22 protein-coding genes are annotated in these 25,050 nt (G+C 39.6%); 16 read left to right on the top strand and 6 right to left on the bottom strand.

Annotation, left to right across the window (positions count from 1 at the left end; translation table 11 throughout):
- Positions 1 to 426 precede the first annotated feature (426 nt).
- The 7 genes from A5N88_RS12380 to A5N88_RS12350 all read left to right on the top strand — a co-directional run bounded on the left by A5N88_RS12380 (position 427) and on the right by A5N88_RS12350 (position 8,584).
- Positions 427 to 657 carry a hypothetical protein gene (locus A5N88_RS12380; protein WP_066266460.1) on the top strand — a complete coding sequence of 77 codons (231 nt, stop codon included), beginning with the start codon at positions 427 to 429 and terminating at the stop codon, positions 655 to 657.
- Between the two features lie 222 nt (positions 658 to 879).
- On the top strand, positions 880 to 2,388 hold the full coding sequence (locus A5N88_RS12375) for a methyl-accepting chemotaxis protein (protein WP_066266457.1): 1,509 nt from the start codon (positions 880 to 882) through the stop codon (positions 2,386 to 2,388).
- A 302-nt stretch (positions 2,389 to 2,690) separates the two neighbouring features.
- Positions 2,691 to 3,419 carry an ABC transporter ATP-binding protein gene (locus tag A5N88_RS12370; protein WP_066266454.1) on the top strand — a complete coding sequence of 243 codons (729 nt, stop codon included), beginning with the start codon at positions 2,691 to 2,693 and terminating at the stop codon, positions 3,417 to 3,419.
- Positions 3,412 to 5,796: an ABC transporter permease gene (locus tag A5N88_RS12365; protein ID WP_066266449.1), complete on the top strand. Its 2,385-nt coding sequence runs from the start codon at positions 3,412 to 3,414 to the stop codon at positions 5,794 to 5,796. The genes A5N88_RS12370 and A5N88_RS12365 overlap by 8 nt, the downstream gene beginning before the upstream one ends.
- Positions 5,797 to 6,234: 438 nt before the next feature.
- Entirely contained in the window at positions 6,235 to 6,801 is a 567-nt protein-coding gene (locus A5N88_RS12360) for a class I SAM-dependent methyltransferase (protein ID WP_066270486.1), read from the top strand.
- Positions 6,802 to 6,821: 20 nt separating this feature from the next.
- A complete protein-coding gene (locus tag A5N88_RS12355; RefSeq protein ID WP_066266447.1) occupies positions 6,822 to 7,508 on the top strand; it encodes a response regulator transcription factor in 687 nt (228 codons plus the stop codon).
- The gene (locus A5N88_RS12350) at positions 7,505 to 8,584 is read left to right on the top strand and encodes a sensor histidine kinase (protein ID WP_066266445.1); all 1,080 of its coding nucleotides are present in this window, start codon (positions 7,505 to 7,507) and stop codon (positions 8,582 to 8,584) included. Before A5N88_RS12355 ends, A5N88_RS12350 begins: the two co-directional genes overlap by 4 nt.
- A 206-nt stretch (positions 8,585 to 8,790) precedes the next feature.
- Here A5N88_RS12350 and A5N88_RS12345 read toward each other — a convergent pair whose 3' ends face one another.
- Positions 8,791 to 9,621, bottom strand: a complete 831-nt coding sequence (locus tag A5N88_RS12345) for a DegV family protein (protein ID WP_066266442.1) — start codon at positions 9,619 to 9,621, stop codon at positions 8,791 to 8,793.
- Between the two features lie 317 nt (positions 9,622 to 9,938).
- Between A5N88_RS12345 and A5N88_RS12340 the strand changes: the two genes are divergently transcribed.
- The 3 genes from A5N88_RS12340 to A5N88_RS12330 all read left to right on the top strand — a co-directional run bounded on the left by A5N88_RS12340 (position 9,939) and on the right by A5N88_RS12330 (position 13,715).
- A complete protein-coding gene (locus A5N88_RS12340) occupies positions 9,939 to 10,658 on the top strand; it encodes a hypothetical protein (protein ID WP_066266437.1) in 720 nt (239 codons plus the stop codon).
- Between the two features lie 388 nt (positions 10,659 to 11,046).
- Entirely contained in the window at positions 11,047 to 12,213 is a 1,167-nt protein-coding gene (gene spoIIP, locus A5N88_RS12335) for a stage II sporulation protein P (protein ID WP_066266432.1), read from the top strand.
- Positions 12,214 to 13,118: 905 nt separating this feature from the next.
- Positions 13,119 to 13,715 carry a hypothetical protein gene (locus A5N88_RS12330; RefSeq protein WP_066266430.1) on the top strand — a complete coding sequence of 199 codons (597 nt, stop codon included), beginning with the start codon at positions 13,119 to 13,121 and terminating at the stop codon, positions 13,713 to 13,715.
- Between the two features lie 709 nt (positions 13,716 to 14,424).
- Here the strand turns inward: A5N88_RS12330 and kynB are convergent.
- The 4 genes from kynB to kynU are packed head-to-tail and all read right to left on the bottom strand — an operon-like array spanning position 14,425 to position 18,755.
- Positions 14,425 to 15,075 (bottom strand): arylformamidase, encoded by a 651-nt coding sequence (gene kynB, locus A5N88_RS12325; RefSeq protein WP_066266427.1) that lies wholly within the window; start codon positions 15,073 to 15,075, stop codon positions 14,425 to 14,427.
- A gap of 57 nt (positions 15,076 to 15,132) precedes the next feature.
- On the bottom strand, positions 15,133 to 15,990 hold the full coding sequence (kynA, locus tag A5N88_RS12320; RefSeq protein WP_066266425.1) for a tryptophan 2,3-dioxygenase: 858 nt from the start codon (positions 15,988 to 15,990) through the stop codon (positions 15,133 to 15,135).
- Between the two features lie 23 nt (positions 15,991 to 16,013).
- Complete coding sequence (locus tag A5N88_RS12315; RefSeq protein WP_066266422.1) at positions 16,014 to 17,429, bottom strand: amino acid permease; 1,416 nt, start codon at positions 17,427 to 17,429, stop codon at positions 16,014 to 16,016.
- A 39-nt stretch (positions 17,430 to 17,468) separates the two neighbouring features.
- Positions 17,469 to 18,755, bottom strand: coding sequence for a kynureninase (gene kynU, locus A5N88_RS12310; protein WP_066266421.1), 1,287 nt, complete (start codon positions 18,753 to 18,755; stop codon positions 17,469 to 17,471).
- Positions 18,756 to 19,071: 316 nt separating this feature from the next.
- Here kynU and A5N88_RS12305 point away from each other — a divergent pair, with 316 nt between their 5' ends.
- Both A5N88_RS12305 and A5N88_RS12300 read left to right on the top strand, forming a co-directional pair.
- Positions 19,072 to 19,686 (top strand): TetR/AcrR family transcriptional regulator, encoded by a 615-nt coding sequence (locus tag A5N88_RS12305; protein WP_066266418.1) that lies wholly within the window; start codon positions 19,072 to 19,074, stop codon positions 19,684 to 19,686.
- Between the two features lie 158 nt (positions 19,687 to 19,844).
- Positions 19,845 to 20,465 carry a Crp/Fnr family transcriptional regulator gene (locus A5N88_RS12300; RefSeq protein WP_066266416.1) on the top strand — a complete coding sequence of 207 codons (621 nt, stop codon included), beginning with the start codon at positions 19,845 to 19,847 and terminating at the stop codon, positions 20,463 to 20,465.
- A 4-nt stretch (positions 20,466 to 20,469) separates the two neighbouring features.
- On the opposite strand, the gene A5N88_RS12295 is transcribed toward A5N88_RS12300, so the two are convergent.
- Positions 20,470 to 21,093, bottom strand: coding sequence for a Crp/Fnr family transcriptional regulator (locus A5N88_RS12295; RefSeq protein ID WP_066266415.1), 624 nt, complete (start codon positions 21,091 to 21,093; stop codon positions 20,470 to 20,472).
- A gap of 311 nt (positions 21,094 to 21,404) precedes the next feature.
- Between A5N88_RS12295 and A5N88_RS12290 the strand changes: the two genes are divergently transcribed.
- The 4 genes from A5N88_RS12290 to A5N88_RS12275 are packed head-to-tail and all read left to right on the top strand — an operon-like array spanning position 21,405 to position 25,048.
- Positions 21,405 to 22,883, top strand: a complete 1,479-nt coding sequence (locus A5N88_RS12290) for a 4-hydroxyphenylacetate 3-hydroxylase family protein (RefSeq protein ID WP_066266410.1) — start codon at positions 21,405 to 21,407, stop codon at positions 22,881 to 22,883.
- A 25-nt stretch (positions 22,884 to 22,908) separates the two neighbouring features.
- The gene (locus A5N88_RS12285; RefSeq protein WP_066266408.1) at positions 22,909 to 23,499 is read left to right on the top strand and encodes an NADPH-dependent FMN reductase; all 591 of its coding nucleotides are present in this window, start codon (positions 22,909 to 22,911) and stop codon (positions 23,497 to 23,499) included.
- An 8-nt stretch (positions 23,500 to 23,507) separates the two neighbouring features.
- Positions 23,508 to 24,041, top strand: coding sequence for a 3-hydroxyanthranilate 3,4-dioxygenase (locus A5N88_RS12280; RefSeq protein ID WP_412733840.1), 534 nt, complete (start codon positions 23,508 to 23,510; stop codon positions 24,039 to 24,041).
- Positions 24,038 to 25,048: an amidohydrolase family protein gene (locus A5N88_RS12275; protein ID WP_066270484.1), complete on the top strand. Its 1,011-nt coding sequence runs from the start codon at positions 24,038 to 24,040 to the stop codon at positions 25,046 to 25,048. Before A5N88_RS12280 ends, A5N88_RS12275 begins: the two co-directional genes overlap by 4 nt.
- Positions 25,049 to 25,050: the final 2 nt, after the last annotated feature.

Here is a 25,050-nt window from a genome sequence, read left to right as displayed (position 1 = left end):
ACTATTGATGCAGATGCCGTTATGACTGTTTTTTAAAGGGCTTTGTTAAATAGGGGACAGTAATCAATATTGAGGTTGTAGAGAGCCTAACAAAAATATTACTAGAAAGTAAAATGGTATCCATATCATAGAAAAAAGACGCCGAATAGGCGTCTTTTTGTACGTAATGCGGCGAGAGACAGCACTCCACATTGTGCATTGCCATAAAGGCGCGTCAATCTCGTCTTATGCATATTAGCTCATCGCTAGTTTACTATACCACATTTCTTTTTAAAAGAAAAGGAAAAAATCATTTTAACCGCTAAAACTTAGCGGAATAATGGTTATCCTTTCTTTAGAATGACACTCACAATTGATTCAAATCGGCAGGCATAGGGCAGCGGCAAATGTGTTGAATATAATCCTAATATTGATTGAAGTGATTACATGAAGGGTAAATCAGCCAGCAGAAAGGATGGAAGCACATCCAATGTCTATTTGAAAGCTAAATGTAGAATTGAACATAATGTTGATTGGAGCGGAAGACACGAGACTCCTGCGGGATCAGCTGGCCTTAGGGAGACCCCGCAGGAGCTTGCGACGAGGCTCCCGGCCACCCGCGGAAAGCGAGTGCCTGAAGCGAAAATCAACCAGCAGGAAGGATGGAAGCACATCTAATGTCTATTTGAAAGCTCAATGAGAATTGAACACCAATCTGATTTTCCACTTTACTTAAAAAAAAGAATTGATTTATTTCGGATGAAAACATCAAGGGATAGTAATGAACGATCTTGAAAAGAAAAAATTGGTACTTTTAAATTTGTATAATATTTGTACAACTATTATAATAAAAAGTGTACAACACATAATTTGTAAATTCCCAGAACGGAGAGAGTAAAAATGATTGTAAAAAGAAATAAATTAATGCTTTTATTCGCTGCAATTGCCTGTATCATGTCGCTCGCTGTCCACTTCATATACCCATATATAAGCGGAGGAATGGATGGAGCTTCGACTTATTCTCCTCTAGTAACAATTGGAATTGCTGCATCTCCATTCTTGCTGCTTTTATTAAGCCTCGTTTTATACTGGAGAAGTCACCATAATCAACTCCCTCTTATCCTAGCGCTTTGTATGACCTTTGCGAGCATTTCCATGGTAGCGGGTGCGAATGGTATGGTGGAATTTCACTTCTCCATCTTTATGGTCATGGCCATTATTGCTTTTTATGAAAATATGAAGCTGGTAATTATTTCAACTCTTATTTTTGCTCTCCAGCATATTGGCGGTTTTTTCTTTTTTCCTGACGTTGTTTTTGGGCGGCATGATTATTCATTTGGAATGGTAGCCATCCATGCGGTCTTCCTGCTGTTTACTTGTTTCGCTACTATTTTACAGATTAAAACGAATAAGGGCATTACGGCTTCGCTGCAAACAGATAAAGAGGAGAAGCAGAAGATTATCCAAAAGCTGCTTAAGGAACTAATAGCGTCTTCTGATCATCTGGCACAGTATGCAGGAAGGTTAACCATCAATGCTGAAAAAGCCGTTGAATCTACGCACCAGATATCAAATGCAGTAACCAATATAGATACACGAATGGCCGGACAGGCTGCAGCCTCCCGTGAAAGTGCAGCGGCGATGGAGCATATTTCGTCAGGAATTATCGAAGTGGCCGAATCGGCTTCCATGGCTACTGAAACAGCAGAAGTGATGCTTGAAAAAGCGAATGAGGGAAGTGTCTATATTAAGAATACCGTTTCTATCTTTGAAGATATTGAGCAGTCTGCCATTGAGGTAACAGAATCTATGCAAAACCTTAGAGTTCAATTGGTGGAGGTGGATGAGATGGCCAAAATTATATCGGGGGTTGCCTCTCAAACGAACTTACTCGCCCTTAATGCAACGATTGAAGCGGCAAGGGCCGGGGAAAACGGGCGAGGTTTTGCTGTAGTGGCAGAGGAAGTGAGAAACCTCTCTGAGCAGACTGAAGAATTGGCAAAAAAAATAACTGCTACCATTATGAATATACATAAAGCAACAGGCTCCCTTTCTGGTTTAATGGAAAAGGAAACAAATGAGGTAGGAGAAGGCGCTGGAATTGTAAAGGCGGCAGGATTTGCTTTTGAAACTATTTATGCCAGTATACAAACACTAACTAATCAAATTCAAAAGGTGAGTGCGGCATCAGAAGAAATCTCTGCGGGTTCTGAGGAAGTAGCCGCCTCTTTGGAAGGCGCAGCGAATCAATCCGCTTTAATTGGCGCCGATATGCAAAATGTGAGGGCTTCCTCTCTTGATACAAAGTCCTCAATGGATCATATTTTTGAAGGTATCCATAAATTAAAAGGAATTGCAGAAAATCTCACGGAATTATCAGGACAGCTTACACAAGGAGAAGACAGTTAGATATAGCAAAAAATAAAAAGGAAGTAATTATACATCTATCTATTAAAACTCGCTACAGCGAGTTTTTTATGATTTTTATTGTATGCAGGTAAGACACGGGCATACAAAATCAGCTTTTTGAGTTCTTCGGTAGTTACAGAACGATTAGCTTTTTCGGGTGAAATGGGCTTTTCAAACACCTCTCATTACGGCTCCAATTTAACAAAGCATAGTTCTTAATAAATAAGCAGTGATTGGTAAAGATAAGGCAGATGGAAAAAAGATGTTAAGAATTGTGAATTTGAGTTATAAGAGGTGCAGTCATGATAATAGAACTAAAAAAGGTGGTAAAGACCTTTTCTCGGAACCAAGCCTCATTTACAGCCATTAAGGGAGCGGAATTAACCATTGACAAAGGAGAATTTGTTTCCATTATTGGCAAATCAGGAAGCGGTAAATCTACCTTGCTAAATATGATGACAGGAATTGACCATCCTACTTCAGGAGAAGTGTATATTCTTGATACCAATCTCGGACAAATGCGGCGGAGTGAGCTTTCGAAATGGCGGGGATTACATATCGGGATCGTCTTTCAGTTTTTTCAATTGCTCCCTGGTTTAACCCTGCTTGAAAATGTAATGCTGCCCATGGATTTTTGCAGGTGCTACTTAAGAAAAGAGCGGAGAGAAAAGGCATATCAGCTTCTTAGCCGAGTGGGCCTTGAAATGCAGGCTAATCAGTATCCATCTGAAATATCTGGAGGACAGCAGCAACGTGCAGCGATAGCCCGGGCACTAGCGAATAATCCCCCTATAATTGTAGCGGATGAACCAACGGGCAGTCTTGACGAAAAAACCGCCGCATCTGTTTTGGGTCTCTTTAAGGAATTAGTAGCAGAGGGAAAAACCGTTGTAATTGTTACCCATGATTTAAGCATTGCATCGCAGGCAGGTAAAAAGATACGGGTTGTAGACGGTGAGGTAAAAGTGGATAACCGAGTGGATAGAAGCGAGCTTCATTCCATGGAGGAGAGGCTGGAGCCGTATGCTTAGCCCCCGCTGGAAAAAAATACTCCATGATGTATGGGAGGATAAATTCCGCACATTGCTAGTGGTGCTTTCTATATCCCTTGGAATTATCGGTGTAGGGGTTATTGGTCAGACGAATTATATTCTTTCTAAGGGGATGGAAAACGGATATAAAACATCAAGCCCTGCTAACATAGTTTTAAAGCTCGAAGGCTTTGGAGCAGACTTTCTTCATAAAACAGAACGCATAAAGGGAGTCAAAGAAGCTGTCGGCAAGTCAGTCTTTCCTGTGGAATTTCAAAAAGGAACAAGTACTGGATCTCAAACCAGCAGCTGGAACCATGGCGTTTTGTTGGCTATGGATTTTCAGCATATGCCAATTGAGCGTTTTTATTTTAGAAAAGGAAGCACCAGTCCAAGGGCGGGAGAGGTGCTTATAGAAGAAACCTCTCTTGCCCACTTCCATTTGAAGATAGGGGATTCGATTTGGATTGAAACTTCAAATGGAAAAAAACACTTAATGAAAATAGCAGGGACTGTATATGATTCTGGTAAAATGACGGCCCTGTTATCAAATAATATGTTTATGTACATTCCGGTAAATCAATTAAAGCAATTCTCGGATACAAACAAGATGAATACGCTGTTTATTGCAGTGGACAAGCGGGAAGCCGGAAACAGGGGACTACGGGATATTGCATTGAAAATTAGAATTCTTGCTAAAACCTCTGGAATTCCTGTTTATTCAACGGTTATCACAGAAAAAGGCCGCCATTGGGCATATGATATTGTCCATTCGATGATTTTAATTTTTACTAAATTTGGTTTTCTGATTTTTATTGCTTCTATTGGACTGGTTATGAATACAGTAATGTCACTGTTAAAGGGACAGCTGAAACAGATTGGGATTATGCAGGTAATTGGTGCAGCACCCCGTCAGCTTTTTGCCATGTACACAAGCACTGTCCTTTTTTATAGCTTTTTATCTCTAAGTGTAGGTATACCTGCAAGCATATGGGGAGCGAGGCATATAACAGCTCATTCTATGGAAATGCTCAATTTTTCCAGTTCTTACATAGGATTGTCTTCTCAGGTTGTCTGCAGCCAAATCTTGATTGGAGTGATTGTCCCGGTGCTGGTATCCTTCTATCCAATTTATAAGGGCAGCCGGATTTCAGCACGGGAGGCCATACAGGGAGGTGAGGAATCACAGCCTTTTCAAAGATTTTACATTCGAAGGTGGCCTCATTTTATTTCGTCTACTCATATTCTCGCGTTTCGAAATGCCTTTAGAAAAAAAGGACGGCTTGCATTGACATTGGGTACGCTGGCTTTAACAGGTACGACGATCATATCGGTAGCTGCCATTTACTCTTCTATGCAGAAAACAAAAGCGCAGTCGCTTCACTATACAAAATATGATTACCAGTTGGAGCTGGAAAGTCCAGTTGGCACGAAAAAGCTGCAGAAGATCATTCAAAGAGTCAAAGGAGTAAAGAAAGCAGAGTTTTGGGGAATGGCCTCAGGATCTTATAAGCAAAGAAATGGATTGAAAAGCAGTGATCTCATGATCCTGGCTCCAAAGACAGCAACGCAGATGATAGATCCTGAAATGGCAGAAGGAACCTGGCTTACTTCTAAAGATAAGCATACCATTGTTTTGGACACAAATATTTTGAGAACGGATCCAGGAATCAGAGTAGGGGACAAGCTGAAATTTAGAATCAATAATAAGGAAATACCGTTGAAAATAGCAGGTCTTGCAAGAAAGGCTGCCGGAGAGGTTGTTTCTTACATCAGTCCAGAAACTCTTCAAAGCTTTCAATTAAAGGATTCAACTATGCTGATTAACATTACAGCCAAGCCTGCTGTTTGGAAGGGCAAAGAAAAAATAGCAAGAGAAGTAAAAGAACAATTAAACGCGAATAAAGTGAATGTATCCCAAATGAAAAGTACAAAAGACTTTCAGCAGGGGCTTGAGGTTAGGTTTAACATTGAACTGGTACTGCTTTCCATGTTCTCTTTTTTACTTGCCTGTATTGCAGTAGTTGGACTAATGGGGAATATCAGCCTAAATGTCCTGGAAAGGAAAAGAGAGGTGGGCATATTGCGCAGCATTGGAGCTGGGGATAAATCGTTATATTTTCTCGTAACGGCAGAAAGCATGGTCATTGCACTGAGTGGCTGGTTTAGTGCAATTCTGCTGTCGTTCCCGATCAGCAAAAGTATTTCCGATGAAGTAGGTTATTCATTATTTCAAACGCCGCTGGATTACTGTTATTCCTATATCAGCATATGGGAATGGCTCTTTTTGTCTTGTTTTATAGCACTGGCAGCCAGTATATTCCCTGCACGTAATATGGCAAAAACTCAAATTCGGGATGTTATTGCTTACGAATAAACAGATTTTATAGGTTGTTATAAAAGAATATCTTTATGCTGGATAATAAAGATTACACTTTTGCACACCGAAAAAAGAAGCTGTTGAAAGCATAGACCATTAAAAGGGCAGCATGCCTGAAACGTGGTCTATGCTTTTCTTTTTAATACAATGACATTTTTGTATAGATTTCTAAATCCTCATGTAACACTGCTTTCTGCTATTTTTCCAGTCATTACTGGTTTAATGAATATCATTCCTAAAGGGTTTGCGGAGTGGTGTTTAACATAAGGAGATAGTTAAGGGGCAAGCTAAGGTGATAGGAAATGCTCTAGCCGTCTGTTACTGCAGGGAGGTATAAGAGCGTTCTTAAGAATTCTTAAGATTTTCCCATGCTTTTTCTTTAGGTTTTCTATCTATGATAGGATTATCCAATTTATAAAAAGAGGTGTTATGATGATGAAAAGTCTTGCCTTTTTCATACAATATTTAACGAAACCACGGACAGTAGGCGCCATTTGGCCAAGCTCGCATTTTCTTGCCAAAAAGATGGTGAAGGATATTGCTTTTGATCAAACGAGTTGTATTGTGGAGTACGGACCTGGAACGGGAATTTTTACAGAACAAATAATTAAAAACAGACAGGAAACAACCTTTGTTTTGCTTATTGAAGCGAACAAAGAGTTTTACAAGCTGTTAAAGTCCAAGTTTGGAGAAGAAAAAAATGTCTTTATTGAACATGGGTCAGCTGAACATATTGATGATTATTTAACCAAGCATCAAATTTCCCATGTAGATTATATTGTTTCAGGGCTGCCATTTGCCAGCTTGCCAAGCGGGGTGTCCAATACTATCTTAGAAAAAACCAGGAAAGTTCTTGGCGGTACAGGCAGATTTATTACCTTTCAGTATACATTGTTTAAAATGCAGATGATCCGCGGATTTTTTAATCAAATCGAGGTCGATCATGAATTTCGAAATATGCCTCCTGCTTATGTCTTAAACTGTAAAGGAGCACCGAGGTAAAAAAGCAGGGAGGAGCAGAATTGGAAACTAAAATCCTAATAATAGATGATGATGAGAAAATCAGGAATTTAATCTCTATCTACTTGGAAAATGAGGGATATAAAACAGTAAAAGCAGACAATGCCCTAAGGGGTTTAGATTTAATGGAAAAAGAATGGTTTGATTTAGTGATTCTGGATGTTATGATGCCAGAAATGGACGGAATTGAAGCATGTCTTAAAATAAGGGAAGAACGGAGCATGCCGATTATCATGCTTTCTGCTAAATCTGAGGATATGGATAAAATCCAGGGTCTTGCTTCAGGGGCAGACGATTATCTTACTAAGCCATTTAATCCTTTAGAGCTAATTGCGAGAGTGAAATCCCAGCTCAGAAGATTTAAAAAATATAATGCAGATGGGGTTGAAGTACAGGGCAGAATTGAAATCGGCCAGTTGCTTATTAATACGGATACCCGGCAAACGTGGGTGAATGATAAAGAAATTAGACTGACTCCAAAAGAATTCGACATTCTTGAACTCCTGGCGAGGAATAAGGGATTTGTATTAAGCATCCGCAAAATATACGAAGCTGTTTGGAAAGAGGAATTCCTTAACAGTGATAATACAGTTATGGTTCATATCACCAAAATCCGTGAAAAAATAGAGGATGATCCCAAACATCCTATTTATATAAAGACCATTTGGGGAGTAGGCTACAAGATATGATAAGACGCTTTAGAATCAAAAAAATTAGTATTAAGCTTCTCCTCTCTATTGGAATTAGTTACGTATTCTCTATATTAGTGCTTGCTGTTACTTCTAGATTCTTTATGATGTATTACTATGCTCATGGCAAGGATTTGGGGATCCTTCAGTATAATCTTATGAGCTTCGCCATGGTCTCCATTTCCATCATTACGTTTATACTTGTTTTTCTTTTATTAATCCGAAAAAAAATAGCCTATATCAGGTATATATCCATACGCGTCAAGAGCATTGCAGCGGGTGATTTGGGGGCAGCCATCCGTGTAAAAGGCAAAGATGAACTGGGACAGTTATCAGAGAGTATTAATGCCATGTCCCTGGAATTAAAGCGGAAATTTGAAAATGAAAGAACAATGGAAAGAACAAAAAATGATTTGATTACAGGTGTATCCCATGATCTAAGGACACCCCTCACATCGATCCTTGGCTATATTGATTTGCTTAAAAACGGCACCAAACTTACCTCGGAACAATTTTATGAGTATACAGGCATCATTGAAAGTAAGGCAAAAAAGCTGGAAAAATTAATGAATGAACTGTTCGAATATACGAGACTATCAAGTCCCGACATTCAATTAAATCTAGAGCCTATTGATTTAAGAGTACTGCTGGAGCAAATGATGGGAGAGTATCAGCCTATTTTTGAACAGGATGGTTTGCAGATTCACCGTAAGTTTTTAGATGAGGACTTTATGGTTCGTATGGATACCGAAAAGATGGTAAGGGTATTTGATAATTTACTTGGCAATATCCAGAAATATAGTGATAAACCCTCTGCAGTGAGTGTGGTGTTAAGTAAAAAGGACGGGAAGGCACAAATCTCTGTTTCTAATAAAACGGAGTCTTTTTCTGCCGAAGATCCATCCAGACTGTTTGAACGCTTTTATACAGGCGACAAATCAAGAAGCGGCAAGAATGGCACAGGGCTTGGACTGCCAATAGCCAAAAGAATCGTCGAGCTCCATCAGGGACATATACATGCAGCCTTTAAAGAGGGAGGGCTGACTCTAACTATAGAGCTTCCGGTAGATGTGTAAGAAAAGCCTTCAGTTAATCTGCTGGTTTTTCTTTTGAATCCTATGCGAATCTCAGTGTAATTTCCATACAAACCGCTTAACACCAATTAAAAATGAGTGTCATATTCATATACAATATGGCACTCATGTTCATGTACTTTTAATGTTTATAACAGATAACAATCCGTCAAGCTATGGAGATGTTCCTTTAAAACTGTCAAACTGTATTAAAAAGAGATAATCATGCCGCCTTTTCCAGCATACGTCCCCATTGCAGCCCCCATGTAGTGGAATAAGATTTCCTTTGGCTGAAATTGTTTTTGTATTTCATCACGAATTTTCTCTGCTTCTTCCAAATTTCCTGTATGGGTGATGCCGAAGACAGTAGTGGAAAAATCATCTTTTTTTGATTTAATAATGTCAAACAATCGTTGGTGAACCTTTTTCCGTCCACGTACTTTCTCTAAAATCTCAACCTCTCCCTGATTCCCCTGCAGAATCACTTTTATGTTCAGAATTTTTGCAAGCGATCCTTGGAATCGGTTCAAGCGTCCGCCCTTTACAATATTCTCAAGCGTGTCCAGCATAATAAGGATTGTCATTTGGTTACGGTATTCCTCCAGCTCTCGAATAATGTCATTTATCGAATGTCCTGCTTGTGCCAACTCAGCTGCCCGGATTACTTGAAGTCCATGGCCCAGAGAACCGGCAAGAGTATCAAAAACATATACATCGGCTTCAGCCAATCCTTTGCCAATAGAAGCTGATTGATAGGTACCGCTCAATCCTGAAGAGATAGTAAGGCAAAGAAGCTGTTGATTCTCAGTCTCCCTGAGCCTTAAAAATGCCTCTGCAAAAGAAGAAGGCGAAGGCTGTGAGGTTTTGGGAAGCTCAGTAGATGAAAACATTTTTCGGAAAAAGTCCTCTGGAGTTAAATCTGCCCCTTCCCGGTATACCTCTCCATCCAATGTTATAACAAGCGGAACAATGGATATATCATATTTTTTTAGCAAATGCTCCGGCAAATCACAGGAGCTATCCGATATGATTTTAATCATGCAATTTCCTTCCCTCTGAAACGGCGTATTTTAAAATAAAGTATAGCATGATAAGTTTTACTTTTTGGGATGAATAAAAAATTTTCAGTAAAAAGAAGACGGGTTTACATGTTTCCTTCCTGATAACAATATTGTTAAAATGTTTCACTAATAAGTATGAAAAGAAAAAACATAAGAATAGACCAAAATTCCATTTCATAAATAAATTTACTTTAATCTATGAGCATACGGGTAAAATATGGAGAATAGGAGCAGCCTTAATGTAATGGCTAAGCTATCTCCTAACTGGATGATAAAAGGAAACGCGGGGTGGATGTATGCAATTATTTGACGAGTTTGCTGAGAAGATAAGAAGAATCCCAAATACTCCAACAAAAAAGGATCTGCTGATAAATGATTTTTTACTTGAAAAGGAAGGGTCCATTGAGATCTTTTACTCTCCGCATAATCAGTATGTCAATAAGAATGCAAGAGTATTGATCATAGGGATTACGCCAGGATGGACCCAAATGGCGAGAGCTATGAGTTTGGCTAAAAACTATCTGGAGGAGGATATGCCATATGATCTTTTATTAAAGCGTGTTAACAGAGAAGTTCGTTTTTATGGATCCATGCGCACTTATCTGGTAGGTATGCTAGATGACCTGCAGCTTTCGAAATATCTTGGCTTATCTTCGGCGGAGGAATTATTTAATAGCTGCATGCTGCATACAACCTCTTTAATAAAATTTCCTGTTTTTGTGAATAGCCAAAATTACAATGGCCATAATCCCGTGCTTTATAAAAGTCCTCTTTTAATGAAATACGCCAGAGATACATTGAAAACAGTTATCCTATCTCAAAATCGGCCCTTCATCATTCCTCTCGGAAAGTCAGTAGATCATATCTTAAATATGTATGTTAAAGAGGGGAGACTTGCAAAAGAGCAGTGCTTATTTGATTTTCCACATCCATCAGGAGCAAATGGCCACCGGCAAAAGCAATTTGAAATACATAAGAACGATTTTAAAGAAAAAATACGGAACTTTTTTACGTAACATGGGTTCATAGCTATGTTGATAACTGCCGAAACGAGCTTAGCAGGAAGACCAGGGCACACTCGTATTCTTTTATAATTGAAATTAGGATTGATTCCAAAGTTGATTGGAGCGGAAAGCGAGTGCCTGTAGTGGAGATCAACCAGCAGGAAAATTTAAAGCACTCCCCAAATCTCAATAAAAGCCTGGAGTAGCAAATCAACCAGCAGGATAAAACTATATATTATGTAACCCATAATGTTTATTTCTGGCTCGGGTCCTAGCATTGATCCCATTTCTACATATTTACGCAGCATTCTTATTGAAGACAACAAACAAGCCTTTCCTAAATAATAGATTCTATTTTTCTTGTGCTCATCATAGATTACTAGTACTAGGAGGTAATCATATGTACCAAGAAAATCAAAACGCCGTTCATCCAATTGTCCTATTCAGCAGAGTCTTCCTGGGAGTAATTGCTGTTTTTCTTCTTATTGCCTGTTTGGTCCGAGCACCTGTCAGCCTGTCATCATCAGAAATGAAGCATTCTCTTAGAGAAATAAACTTTTCCAATCTATTTGTCTACATGCTTCAAAGTGAAAACCATGCCATCTATTCCAATAAAAAGGAAGAAGATCCGTTGTCCTTTTCCAAAATTCTCTTTACCCTTGCGACCAATATTAATCCCTCAAACTCCATTACACTGCTGGGAAGAGAGATTCCGGGTTTAGATATTTATAACACCGAGATTGCAGTTGCCGGAAAGGGGACAAATTTAAAAACAATCCCATATGATACACTTCCGGATTCCAGCAATGAGATTTTGAAGAATGGAACGAATTCAGGAGGAAATAAAACGAATAATCAACAAAATAATTCAACCAATAACTCGAATCAAACGACTCCAAGTCAAAAAAACCTCAAAAAAGTCGTTTATATTTATCATACCCACAGCTGGGAATCATTTCTTCCTTTGTTAAATGGTGTGACAAACCCAAATAACGCCACCAGCACGGATAACAACGTAAATGTAGTAGCAGTGGGACAAAGGTTAACAGATGACCTCATTAACAAAGGAATTGGCGTTGACCATGATACAAGTAATATGGGTCAGCAGCTTAAGCAAAGAAATTGGGGCTATGCCAATGCCTATGAACTTTCCCGACAGCACGTTGAGGAAGCAATGGGAAGCGATAAACAGTTAAAATATTTAATTGACATTCACCGTGATTCACAAAGGAGAGGCGTTACGACTACCACAATTAATGGAAAGTCCTATGCAAGAATTGATATTATTATCGGACAAGAAAATCAAAACTATGAAGCCAATTTAAGCTTTGCAAAAGGGTTGAACAGTGAATTGGAGAAACTGTATCCCGGACTAAGCAGAGGGATATTCGTCAAAGCAAAGAGTGAAGGAAATGGTATTTATAATCAAGATCTGTCTAACCGTTCAATCCTGCTGGAATTTGGCGGAGTGGACAATAATATGACCGAGTTGGATAATGCGGTTGACGCTTTCTCCCGTGCCTTCAGTGAATATTACTGGAATGGAAATGGTGCAACCTCTCAATAAAAAACAAAACTGCTGGCGTTCCTTTATAGAAGGAACGCTTTTTTTTCGGACACCCCCAATCAAGTGCGTTTCTTTAACGGCCTAGGAACTCTTTTGGCGTTTTCTGGTGTACATATCGGTACACCATTTGATTCCTTTAGAATGAAGGACGAAAGGAGTAGGAGGATTGGGAGAAAAGTCCTTCATAGAGGGGATGAAAGACGAAAGTGGCAGGAGTGAAGTGCGATAAGTCCTTCATCAGGCTTATGAAGGCCAAAACCAGGTCAAGAATAGCGCGAAAAGTCCTTCATTGGGCTTATGAAGACCAAAACCAGGTCAAGAAGAGCGCGAAAAGTCCTTCATCAGGCTTATGAAGACCAAAACCAGATCAAGAAGAGCGCGAAAAGTCCTTCATTGGGCTTATGAAGGCCGAATCCAGGTTAAGAAGAGCGTGAAAAGTCCTTCATTGAGCTTATGAATACCAAAACCAGGTTAAGAAGAGCGCGAAAATTACTTCATTGGGCTTATGAAGACCAAAACCAGGTCAAGAAGAGCACGAAAAGTCCTTCATTGGGCTTACGAAGGCCGAGTCCAAGTTGAGGGGATGAAGGTAGAAAGAGGCAAGATGGGAGCGTAAAAAGTTCTTTATAAAGTTTGCGAAAATGGGTAAATGCAATGTCAACATTATCTAAATTCAAATCAGGGTTAAAACGTGGTAATTGCGCCGTTTTATGTATTTAACGACGGTTCCTGATGGAGTCATAGAAATAGCAGAACGTGTTAATGCTGAGTTCATAAAACAGTCATCTAATATCAAATCCGCTATGCTCAATAAGGACTTTCATGGAAGTGAAATTATAATACATTCATTATTATTGAAAAATGGTGTGGTAAAATTGACATAAATTCTTTTGTTGGAGGATGTAATGGTTAAATTTTTTATGTGTCTCGTTTTGTTTGCTGGCTTATTGGGATATTTTCAGGTTAACATCTGGATTATGTACGGTCTGTTAACAGTGCTATTAGTATTTTTTATATATAGAAACCCGCTTATATTAGGGAAAAATGTAGAGAAAATGCTGGCTTACCTAAAAAAATCCAAAGCACCACATTTGCAATTTCTTTACTATTTTCTTAATGGCGACTTATCGAATGGGGAAAAAGCAAAGGAGAAAATTCGTTCAAAAAAATTAAAGCTCAACTCTGAATTAATGCTCTTAATAGAACGTAAACAATATGGAAAAGCAAAAAAGCTTATTATAAAAATGGGTGGGCATAAGAGTACGTGGTACGCTTTGTCCTATATTGCAATTCAGGAAGGGAACACAGATGGGTATAACCAATATAAGAGGAAGATAAAAGACTCCTTCCTTATAAACATGTTGGGAGTTGATCGAGCTGTTTATGATGGAAAAAGGGAAGAGGCTGTTACACTCCTCGATAATATGACACCTAAACTAAGAGGATATAGCTTACTGACTGCTGTCCAGTATCGAAAGCAAATACTTGAAGAGAAAGTCTGATTGAATTTATCAAAAAGTAATTCCTAAAGTTTACATGCTTTCTGGATTCTATTTAAATACCTTGTTGATGTATGGTATGGACTGTTAATGCAATATATCCCTTAAAAATAGTTCTCCATAGCACTAGCGTGTGGAGCATAAGGAAATATTTTTACCCAAGGGATGAGTCAGCGAATCATGAGTATTTCTTTCTAGGTGTTCTTCTAATGTGTTTTATAAATGGAGCAAAAAGGATAAAGTATAAAGGGAGATATTAATTCAATAATTTTTCACAGGAAACCGGCAGTAATTTTAGTATACTTGTAAGGGGTTATAAAGTTAGGAGGATGTAACATGAATATGGGGCTTGAGTCGTATAACTGGTTTTTTTTAATAGGATTTGCGGTTGTTATGATTGTTGTAATCGGCCTGCTTGTTTTCTTTGCAAAATATCTTAAGGATGAATAGGCTCTTGTATGATAAATGTTTTCGGAAGTGAATTTCTAGAGAAAAAAAGATGATCGCTGTTTTTGGCAATCATCTTTTTTGTGTGTTTTCTGCAGCTTTGCAATCGAGGCCATCTAGTCCGTACGGCGCTGAACGTCGTCCTTTGCTTTTCTTGATGTCCAGCTCCGGACTCCAACGCCTAGCGGACTATCTATCCTCTCCCTACGATAAGTCAACATCGAAAGTCCCCTTTTCGTGTTTCCTTTATCTCAGTCGAGGCCATCTAGTCCGTACGGCGCTGAACGTCGTCCTCCGCTTTTCTAATCACCGCTCTTACCGGGCTTCCATCGGCTTCTGCTAAGGGAAGCGGGAGTGCAGCCAATTCATAGTCTCCTGGAGGGATGTTCTCTAAAATAAGGCCTTCCAAAATATGAATTCCGTGCTCAGTCAGTTCATGATGGGCTAATAGCTCCTTGCTGTCGATTGGATCTACGGAAGGAAGGTCAAGACCAATTAAACGAACCCCCTTGCTGGCAAGAAACGATGCTAATCCAGGTTCAATAGGAGGGATAGTAGACGGAAAAACCTTTCGATTCTTCCACGCATCTGTTCTTATAAGCAGGCGTGATACTCCTTTTAAATCCAAATGAGAAAGCTCCTTTATGCCAATTGCCGTAGGAGTGGGAAGATGAACAACACGTGCCATACCAATATATAAATCAAGATCTAGTTCAATGACTTTTTTGCCTTTATTGTCAAAATGAAAAGGGGCATCTATATGTGTACCGGTATGTGTACTCATTTGAATTTGCCCGACATTGACAGAGCCGCTTTCTTCCTTGCTCCAGCTGACTTTGTAGGTGAAAGGAGTATCTCCAGGCCAGACTGCTATGCCTTGCTCCAGCGGCTGTGATATATCAAGCCATTTTTTCATCTGCTTACCCTCGCAATCCATTTACTCTCGTTTTCCGCTAATAGGTTTTACGTCATTCTAAAGCTTTGTTCGAAGACTTAATAATTCAGGGAAAAAGGGCTGATCCAGTACCTTTTTTAAGTAAGTGACGCCTGAAGAACCGCCGGTACCTTTTTTGTGTCCAATAATTCTTTCTACAGTGGTCATATGATTAAAACGCCAAAGCTGCTGTTGATGGCCAATATCAACTAATTTTTCTGCAAGCTCATACAAATCCCAGTATTGTCCGGTATGGCGGTAAACGGTTAGCCAGGATTGCTCTACGCTTTCATTCGCCTCGTAGTTTTTAGACCAATCTCTATTCAGTGCCTGTTCATTAACAGAAAGTCCATGTGCAGCTAGAGCATGGATAGCTGCATCATAAATACTTGGTTCGTGAAGAGCTTGATTTAATTGCTCATATAATTCGGGCTGGTGCTGATAAACTGCCAGGGTATGTGCATTCTTGTTTCCTAAGGAAAATTCTATCAACCGGTTTTGATAGGACTGAAAGCCGGAAGAATGACCTAGTTTATCCCGAAATTCCATATATTCGGATGGGGTCAAAGTGGCAAGGACATTCCACGATTGAATCAGCTGCTGCTGGATCCGCGAAACGCGTGAGAGCATTTTAAAGGACGGCTCCAGGTCATTTCGGAGGATACACTGGGTGGCAGCATGAAGCTCATGCAGAATGAGTTTCATCCATAACTCACTTGTCTGATGAATGATAATAAACAGCATTTCATCATGATGGCTGGAAAGCCTATGCTGGCTTGATAGGATTTGATCGAGGTGAAGATAATCACCATAGGACATATCCTTTTGAAAATTTGTTTGGATTTCTTTTTCAAACGCTGCCGAGTGGCTTTGAGATTGATTTTCTATATTTCCCATTCTCGTTCCTCTTTCATAAGGTATTATTTGAATTGCTCATTTTCGGATTTTTTTGATTCCTCTTTAAAATCGACACCCTTGTTGCGCCTTGCTAATAAAAAGTAGGCAATCCCTAAAAGGAGTAACCATGGAATACCAAACTGAAGCAAAATTTTAAAATCGGTAAACCAAGTGGTAATCATAAGACCTGCTAAAAGAACAGCTCCTAAGAGTGTTAAATAGGGAAAACCGATCATTCTTACAGGCAATTTCCTGCCGCCTTTTTTTGCCCACATCCTTCTGAAAAATAAATGGGAAATGAAAACCATCAACCAAGTAAAAATGGCGCCGAACATCGATATTCCCATCATAAAGGCATAAGAAGAACTAGGGAAGATCCCACTGACCACTGCAGCCAATACAATTCCCAAAGCAGATACAGCCACTGCTGCCAGAGGAACGCCTCTTTTGCTTACTTTCCCTAAAAAAGCGGGAGCAAATTGCGCCTTTGATAATGAAAACATCATTCTTGTGGATGCATATAACTGACTGTTCATGGCTGATAATGCTGCAGTGAGAATAATAAAATTCATGATTCCGGAAGCGTAAGGAATGTTTAAAATCCCCATTACTTTGACAAACGGGCTGTTATTCACTCCACCGGCTAATTTCCAAGGGACAATCATCAGCATGACAGCAAGTGTCAGCACATAGAAGGTGGATAACCGAAAAACTGTTGCTTTTAATGCTTTTGGGACAGCTGTATCCGGGTCTTTTGCTTCCCCTGCTGTTACAGCAATCAATTCAGTACCCAGGAAACTGAAGAGGGAGATGAAGACAGCAATCCATGTTCCCTTCCATCCAAAAGGAAAAAATCCGCCGTTATCCACTAAATTATGCGGCCCTAAATGCCGATTTCCCGAGGAGCTGAATAATACATAAGCTCCAAGAAGAATGAAGCAGATAATCGCTCCTATTTTAATCAGTGAAAACCAGTATTCAAAGGTAGCAAAGGTGTGAACGCCGGTAGCGTTTACATAAAGGAGAACGGCTCCAAAAACCAAAATCCAAACGATCCCGGGAACACTTGGAAACCAATACTTCATATAAACCGATATAGCACTTACTTCAACTCCAACCGCCAGAACATTGGCAATCCAGTAGGAGTACCGCACAAGAAATCCTGCCAGTGGATGAATATATTTTTCGGCAATAACCCCAAAAGATCCCGAAGAGGGGTGCGCAACGGTCATTTCAGCGAGACACCCCATTAAAAGAAGAACAATAAATGCACCAATTCCATAGCTTACCAGTACACTTGGCCCTGCCGTTTGAATGGCAAGACCGCTCCCTAGAAACAGGCCTGTTCCGATGGCGCACCCCATTGCAATCATTGTAAGCTGGCTTGTTTTTAATTCACGCTTTAAACCCTGTTGATACCCTGGTTCATTCTTCTCCATTATCCTTCACTTCCTTGGCCCGATTTTAATTAGAAATGACTAAGCAACGATTTCTCTCCCAGTTGAAAACTTTTCATACTGCTTTTCTTCTATAATCACTTTTAGGGTTTGCACCACTTTCCAAACATCCTCGTAAGAAGTATAAAGGGCAACAGGAGCAAGTCGGATAATGTTCGGTGAGCGGAAATCCGGAATGACGCCGTTTTCTTTTAATGCCTTACAAATGCGGGCTGCTTCCTTGTGTTCAAGGCTGACATGGCCGCCTCGCTGATGGTCAAGCCGCGGGTTACCGATCACATAGCCTAAATCTGCTAATTCGTGCTCAATTAAATCCATAAAATATTGATTGATGGCAAGAGATTTTCTCCGAATATTTTCAATGCCTGCTTCCGCGAAAATTTCTAAGGAACCGATTAAGGGGGCCACACTTAAAACATGAGGTGTTCCTATTTGATAAGCTCCGGCTGACTCTGTGTGAGTTAACGTCTGCTCAAGATCAAACTGTTTATCCTTTCTGGATCCGAACCATCCGGCTAATCCAGGGCTGGTCCCAAAATGCCTGCGATTCACATACAAGCCTCCAACCGCACCAGGTCCGCCGTTTAAATACTTGTAGTTGCACCAATAGGCAAAGTCAAGGTCCCACTCGCTGAATGAATGCGGAATGGCTCCAATGGAATGGCAGGCATCAAATCCAATCAGGATATTGCGCTTATGTGCTTCAGCAGTCAGCCTTTTGATATCCAATATTTGACCGCTTCGATAGAGGACAGTAGGAAGAATAATTAAAGCGACCTCATCCGTCATTTCCTCAATAATATCCTCTTCTTCAATTAACCGTCCGTCACGGCTTTTCACACATATTAAATGCTCATCAGGGTCATAGCCCCGCGTGCGAAGATGGCTTTGAAGGGCATAAAGATCCGTCGGAAAGGTGAGTTCGTCTGCCAGGATTTTCGTTTGTTCGCCTTTGGGTTTGTAGAAGGTGGCCGTTAACTGATGCAGATTTACTGTAGTAGAGCCTGTTACAATCACTTCATCGGGAGATGCACCAATGAGCGGAGCTATACTCTCTCCTAATTTTTCTGATAGAAAAAACCATGGATGAGTTCCATTTGTCCATCCGTCAATTCCGTAATGCTTCCAATCCTCCAGTGATTCCAGGAGGGTCTTTTCTGCTCTCTTTGAAAGAAGACCAAGTGAATTGCCGTCCATGTAAATGGTATCAGGCCTTAAATAGAATTCTTCGCGGAAGCGGCGAAGTGAATCTTCTCTGTCCAATTGTTGTGCATATTCTAAAGAAGCGTGAAAGAAAGTTGAACCCATCATAATCCCCCATTTCATTAATGAAATTTTCAAGGCAAATCATATCAATAAATATGACATAGTGTCAATAATATTATTAGAAAATTTAAAACCTTAATAAAATTTATATATGTTTGTGCAAATTTCTCTTTATTTATGCTATAACTCTTATATGCTAAGTCTCTTTTTAAATACCAGAGACTGATTGTAAAATGATGAAACTTGCGAAAAGATGCCAAGAAGGTGGACAAAATACAGATTTATCATTTATTCGTAAAAGCAACAATCAATTTGAAAACAACCTATGCTAAAGGTGTGGGAAGAGGGGGCATGCACAATGACTGATCAAAAAGTGGAGGATAAACGGCATCTCCGTTCTATAAAAACTAAACAAAAGCTTTTAGAAGCTGCAAAAGATGTGTTTCTTAAAGAAGGATTCCAGAAGGCAACAATATCTCAAATGATTAAAAAAGCCAATATTGGTTATGGAACTGCATATGTTCATTTCCAGGGAAAAGAGGATATATTGATCGTGCTCATGGATAACGTGATGGAGAAATTCTATGAAATTGCCGAGATTTCCTTTCTTCCAAAATCAAAAAAGGAAGCAGAGACAATTATTCAGGCACAGGCAGCCGCTTTTTTGAAAATGGCAGAAACCGAGCGTGACATGATGCAGGTATTTGAACAGGCAATTGGAATCTCTGCAGCGGTTTCGGATAAATGGAAGGCAATCCGTGAAAGGTTCATTCAGCGGATTTCAAAGGATATTGTATATGCCGGTCAGAAACGTCTCGCCAGATCAGAGCTTAATCCACATATCGTAGCGAGAGCATGGTTTTTCACCAATGAAATGTATCTATGGGAGATTGTACGGAACGAACATCAAGGAACAGTAGAAGAAATAGCCCAAACCATTACGTTTATCTACACAAAGGGGCTTTATTGCTAAACCTAAAGAATACAGAAGGCCCGTATATCATCCTAATTTTTTCTAGAATCTACAGCGGTACTAAGTGAGCAGCAAAGTCCAAAAGCATTTAACAGGGATTTAGCTTATAACAACTTGAAGTATAGTGTAAAAATAAAGATTATAAAGAAGGTGATGAAATGAAAGAACTTCTCTGCAAATGGGAGCCATTTTTAGAATATGGACAACGATTGGAAGTAAAAAGAAATAAGATGATATACCGACAAGGCGAACAAGGAAAAGGATTTTACTATTTATTAAATGGTGAAATAAAAATTACACTTCTTTCTGATAAAGGAGATGAACGGATTATTAATATGGTTCCACCTGGAATGCTATTTGGAGAACATGGTTTTCAAAAGGAACCATATTTAACAAGTGCTGCCGCCACCTGCCAATCCGTTCTCTATCTCTTTTCAGACGAAGCTGTTTCACAAATAGTTTCAAAGCATCCGGATGCGGCTGTTATCTATACAGATTCACTTATCTACAAATTGCGGACCCTTGCCGAAATTCTTTCACTTATTGAGTGTCCGATTGAGCAGCAAATGGCTTACTATTTATTAAAGCTTTATAACGAAAATGAAAACGCTTCCATAAATCAAACTTCTTTTGCCAAGTATTTAGGAAAGTCCCGTATTACTGTGAATAAAGTGATACAGAGCTGGAAAGAAAAAAATTTAATAGAATTGAAAAAACGAAAGATTCAACTACTCGATATTAGAAGTATAAAAGAAATTGCCAGTCACAGAAAGAAATAGTGATTTACCTTACCAGATTTCTTAGGAAATCTGGTTTTTTTATATGATATTTATGATGAAGGACATCGACAATGCCCATCTCTTGCCAATGCTTTATGATTTTGTAAACAGTAATTCGAGTCAGTCCTGTGCAGCTGGCAATCTCCTGCTGGTGGATAGGAACTTCAAGACTGTGAAATTCATAGCAGATCGTATAGAGAAGCCAGGCTACTTTTTGTTCTGATGTAAGCGCATCCAAATTAATCCTGTCTAAAAGAATTTTCATTTTATGAATGACGGTACGAGAAAATAACTTAAATAGTTCAGGATAGACTCTGATAAGTCCCTTCATTTGTTCACATGAAAAATGATAAACAACGGAATCCGTAATGGCAATGGCAGTGGTGAAATGCTCTTTTTGATCAAGTGTCTGTACGCCTATAAGCTGGCCGGGTATAACAATGTTCAGCGTGCGCTCTTTGCCGCTGGTATTGGTACTTACAATTCTGACGATTCCTTTTAATAGATAATAAAAGCCATCTCCGTAAGTCCCTTGTGTGTATATGCGTTCTTTTTTCTTGAAAAACTGCCTCGTTCCAAACCTTAAATAAGAATCCCAATTAAAATCCTGATCATATAAAGTAACCATATCATTCTCTCCTAACATCTTTTGGATGAGTAGATCATTTTGAATGGCTTTCAATTATATCTTATTGGTCTTTAAAGAAATAGTCCATATGGAGATTGATCAATTTAATTTTTTTATTTTTTTCTTTGTCAATGGACGCTGTTGTTTTTTTTGCTCATTCGTGTGAAACGGGGGGTCACACGAATGAGCAAAAAAAATGAGCAGACACAGCCAATTTTTAATAGAAAATGTTAAATAGGTTACAGTTTGACTTCAAGCTTAGGATTAAAATTTAGCTAACTACTAAATTATCATATAACAAGGAGGCAGCTATGGGAATAAGAACAGGGAATCAATATTTGAAAGCGCTTAAATCAAGGGAACCTGAGATATGGCTATCTGGAAGGAAAATCACAAACTTAATGGAGGAGCCGGTTTTTAGGCAGCCTATTTTGGAAATTGCCAGGCTCTATAATATGCAGCATGATCCTGGTTACCAGGATCAAATTACACATATTTGTGATGAGACAGGAGAAAGAGTAAATAACTCATTTTTGGTTCCAAAAAGCTACGAGGATTTAATGAAGCGTAAAGCTGTTTTCGAAGTTTTTGCAAAAGCTACATTTGGTTTAATGGGACGGACACCGGACTTTTTAAATGTAGTTCTTACTTCAATGTACTATAATTCCAGTTTCTTTGAAAAATACAATATAGATTGGGCACGGAATATTCAAAATTACTATCGATATGTTCGTGACAATGATTTATTTCTTACACATGCTATTATTAATCCGCAAAACGACCGAAGCAAATCATCCCACGAGCAAAAAGACGTTTATACTCATCTCGGTGCTGTCAAGGAAATTCCTGAAGGGCTCGTGGTAAGAGGGGCAAAAATGCTGGCTACGCTTGCTCCCATCACAGATGAGGTCATTATTTATTCTTTCCCTGGCTTTAAACCTGGAGATGAGCGATATGCACTTGCTTTTGCAATTCCGATTGATACAAAAGGATTGCGAATTATTTGCAGGGAACCAATGCAGGACGGGACCCGTTCATTCTTTGATCATCCTCTCGCTTCCAGGTTTGAAGAAATGGATGCCTTACTTGTTTTTGATGACGTAGTTGTACCGTGGGACAGAGTCTTCCTTTATAACAATGTTGAAGCTGCCAATTTATTGTATCCAAAGACAGGAGCTGGACAGCAGCCAGCACATCAGTCAGGTGTAAGAGGCTTGGTCAAGCTGCAATTTGCTACAGAGGTTGCAATGAAGCTGGCAGATTCCATAGGGGTAGACATTTATTTAAATGTTCAAAATGACCTTGCAGAACTAGCTCAATCTCTTGAATCCATCCGCGCCTTACTGCGAGTCTCTGAAATTGAATATACAATTACCGAAAATGGAGAAGCAATGCCTGATTATACAGCACTTGAAACAATCAGGGGACTGCTCCCAACCATGTATCCCAGAGCGATTGAAATCATTCAAACAATTGGTGCCGGCGGCCTCCTAATGTCACCAACTGGAGCTGATTTTGAAACGGATGAATTAAAAGAGGCTATGGACCAATATTATGTGGGCCGTGAAGGGGTATCCTCCTATGAACGTGTTGCTTTATTTAAACTGGCATGGGATCTATGCGGAGAAGCTTTCGGTCAGCGATTGCTTCAATATGAACGTTATTACACCGGAGACCCAGTCCGGAAAAAAGGAATATTCTATAACAACTATAAACGCCAACGCTCGCTTAACTTGGTAGAAGACGCACTGAAGACAAGTGTTTGGGATAAACAAGTGCCAGTAAGATAGCTCTACCAGAAAGGGAGTGTAACCTATGAAGCTGTTAGGCATTTCTGGCACAATTATCGGTGCCAAAACTGGAATTCTTGTCAAAAAGGTATTAGAAACAGTCAAGCTTTCTTATCCAGAAGTAGAAACAGAGTACTTGGATTTGATGGACTATACGATCCAATTTTGTGATGGCCGGCCCCCATCTGCTTACTCGGAGGATACAAGAAGCATCATAGAGAAGGTATCCAATGCAGACTTTTATTTGATCGGCACTCCAATCTTTCAAGGCTCCATCCCAGGTGTTTTGAAAAATGTTTTTGACTTAATCCATCCTCGGGATTTTCGTAATAAAGTCATGGGGTTTGTTGCAAATGGAGGGACATATCAGCATTATCTCGTAATAGAAAACCAATTGAAACCAATTGCCGGATTTTTTCGGGCATTTGTAGCACCAAGCTATGTCTACGCCAATCATGAGCACTTTAACGAAAATAACGAAATTGTGGATCCGGATTTACTTGAAAGGATCTCTCGTTTGGCAGAAGAAATCGTAGAGATGCAAAAAGCTTTAAAAAGTGATCAAGCCATTAGTATCAAAGAACAATTATTGATAAAGGAGGAAATTGGAAGATGAAGACAGAAATTAACAGAGCATTTTTACCGATTAATTTAATGAAATTTATTGAGGAAAACAAGGACCAGCTAAAACCGCCTGTAAACAACAAGGTAATTTGGAAAGATGCTGAGTTAATGGTCATGCTGCTTGGAGGACCAAATAAAAGGCGCGACTTCCATGTGGACCCTTCTGAAGAAATTTTTTATCAAATTCAAGGAAGCTGCTATGTTGAAGTCATGAATGCTGAAGGAAAACGAGAAGTTGTTGAGGTGAAAGAAGGAGAAATGTTTTTACTGCCTGCAAATGTACCTCATTCACCTCACCGGGTTGCGGATACAATTGGCCTTGTCATTGAGAGAAATCGAGCTGAAGGGGAATTAGAAGACTTCGTTTGGTTTTGTGATCAATGCGATCATGAAATGCATCGAGTGACAATACAATTAACGAATATTGAAGTTCAGGTGAAAGAAGCTATTGCTGCTTTCAATGGCAGCCTGGAATTAAGGACCTGCAAACAGTGTGGACACGAAATGCCGAATGAAGCGAGTGAATGGAAATGAGAGTAGATTTTCATACGCATATCATTCCGGAAAATTTTACGGATTTGACGAGGCATCTTTCGGGTGATAGGTGGCCGATGCTTGAAAGAACTTGTGCTTGCGGAGCCAATATCATGGTAGGAGGTAAGGTATTCAGAGAAGTCACCGACCAAGTCTGGAGTCCGGGAAAACGGATATCTGATATGGCACGTGAATCAATAGACATACAAGTATTGTCTCCTATTCCCGTTACATTCTCTTATTGGGCTCCTGCGGAAGAAGCTTTAACGCTTGCCAGCATCCAAAATGATTTTATTGCGGAAACGGTAAGTCAATATCCTGATAAATTTGTAGGTTTAGGTACGGTTCCGCTTCAGGATGTCGAGGTAGCAACGCGTGAAATGGATCGCTGTATTCATGAATTAGGATTAAAAGGGATTGAGATTGGTACAAATGTAAACGGTAACAATCTGGATGATTCCTCCCTTATTTCTTTTTTTGAAATGGCTGAGAAGTGGGAGGTTCCACTTTTTATTCATCCATGGGAAACGTTGGGGAAAGAAAGAACGCCGCGCCATAATTTAATGTATACAGTAGGAATGCCCAGTGAAACAGCATTGGCAGGAGCAAGCCTGATTTTAGGAGGAGTGCTTGAAAAGTTCCCTGGTCTAAAAATCTGCTTTGCCCATGGCGGCGGATCACTTCCGTATCTTCTTCCGCGTCTGGATCAGGGCTGGAAGGTTTGGCCTCACCTGAGACTGCTTAACAATCCGCCAAGCTATTATGCTAGAAATTTTTATTTTGATTCGCTGGTGAATGATCCTATTAATTTGAAATATTTAGTTGATCTTTTCGGGCATGATCGCATCCTGATGGGCTCTGATTATCCCTTCTTATTAAGAGAGGTTCCTCCGGGAAAAGTGATTGATGATACGCATGGGCTTAATCAGGATCAAGTGGAAGCCATGCTTTGGAGAAATGCCCTTCGGTTTTTGAATATTCCAATTAAAGCTGGGGTGAAGGGGTGAAC

This window comes from Heyndrickxia acidicola (assembly GCF_001636425.1).
GTDB lineage: Bacteria > Bacillota > Bacilli > Bacillales > Bacillaceae_C > Bacillus_AE > Bacillus_AE acidicola.
The sequence above is the reverse complement of the archived record's forward strand: the minus strand, read 5'-3'. Positions and strand labels throughout refer to the sequence as shown.

Coding starts and splice junctions, on each gene's coding strand:
- A5N88_RS12380 (WP_066266460.1), top strand. CDS start 427: ATGAAGGGTAAATCAGCCAGCAGAAAGGATGGAAGCACATCCAATGTC.
- A5N88_RS12375 (WP_066266457.1), top strand. CDS start 880: ATGATTGTAAAAAGAAATAAATTAATGCTTTTATTCGCTGCAATTGCC.
- A5N88_RS12370 (WP_066266454.1), top strand. CDS start 2,691: ATGATAATAGAACTAAAAAAGGTGGTAAAGACCTTTTCTCGGAACCAA.
- A5N88_RS12365 (WP_066266449.1), top strand. CDS start 3,412: ATGCTTAGCCCCCGCTGGAAAAAAATACTCCATGATGTATGGGAGGAT.
- A5N88_RS12360 (WP_066270486.1), top strand. CDS start 6,235: ATGAAAAGTCTTGCCTTTTTCATACAATATTTAACGAAACCACGGACA.
- A5N88_RS12350 (WP_066266445.1), top strand. CDS start 7,505: ATGATAAGACGCTTTAGAATCAAAAAAATTAGTATTAAGCTTCTCCTC.
- A5N88_RS12345 (WP_066266442.1), bottom strand. CDS start 9,621: ATGATTAAAATCATATCGGATAGCTCCTGTGATTTGCCGGAGCATTTG.
- A5N88_RS12340 (WP_066266437.1), top strand. CDS start 9,939: ATGCAATTATTTGACGAGTTTGCTGAGAAGATAAGAAGAATCCCAAAT.
- spoIIP (WP_066266432.1), top strand. CDS start 11,047: ATGTACCAAGAAAATCAAAACGCCGTTCATCCAATTGTCCTATTCAGC.
- A5N88_RS12330 (WP_066266430.1), top strand. CDS start 13,119: ATGGTTAAATTTTTTATGTGTCTCGTTTTGTTTGCTGGCTTATTGGGA.
- kynB (WP_066266427.1), bottom strand. CDS start 15,075: ATGAAAAAATGGCTTGATATATCACAGCCGCTGGAGCAAGGCATAGCA.
- kynA (WP_066266425.1), bottom strand. CDS start 15,990: ATGGGAAATATAGAAAATCAATCTCAAAGCCACTCGGCAGCGTTTGAA.
- A5N88_RS12315 (WP_066266422.1), bottom strand. CDS start 17,429: ATGGAGAAGAATGAACCAGGGTATCAACAGGGTTTAAAGCGTGAATTA.
- kynU (WP_066266421.1), bottom strand. CDS start 18,755: ATGGGTTCAACTTTCTTTCACGCTTCTTTAGAATATGCACAACAATTG.
- A5N88_RS12305 (WP_066266418.1), top strand. CDS start 19,072: ATGACTGATCAAAAAGTGGAGGATAAACGGCATCTCCGTTCTATAAAA.
- A5N88_RS12300 (WP_066266416.1), top strand. CDS start 19,845: ATGAAAGAACTTCTCTGCAAATGGGAGCCATTTTTAGAATATGGACAA.
- A5N88_RS12295 (WP_066266415.1), bottom strand. CDS start 21,093: ATGGTTACTTTATATGATCAGGATTTTAATTGGGATTCTTATTTAAGG.
- A5N88_RS12290 (WP_066266410.1), top strand. CDS start 21,405: ATGGGAATAAGAACAGGGAATCAATATTTGAAAGCGCTTAAATCAAGG.
- A5N88_RS12285 (WP_066266408.1), top strand. CDS start 22,909: ATGAAGCTGTTAGGCATTTCTGGCACAATTATCGGTGCCAAAACTGGA.
- A5N88_RS12275 (WP_066270484.1), top strand. CDS start 24,038: ATGAGAGTAGATTTTCATACGCATATCATTCCGGAAAATTTTACGGAT.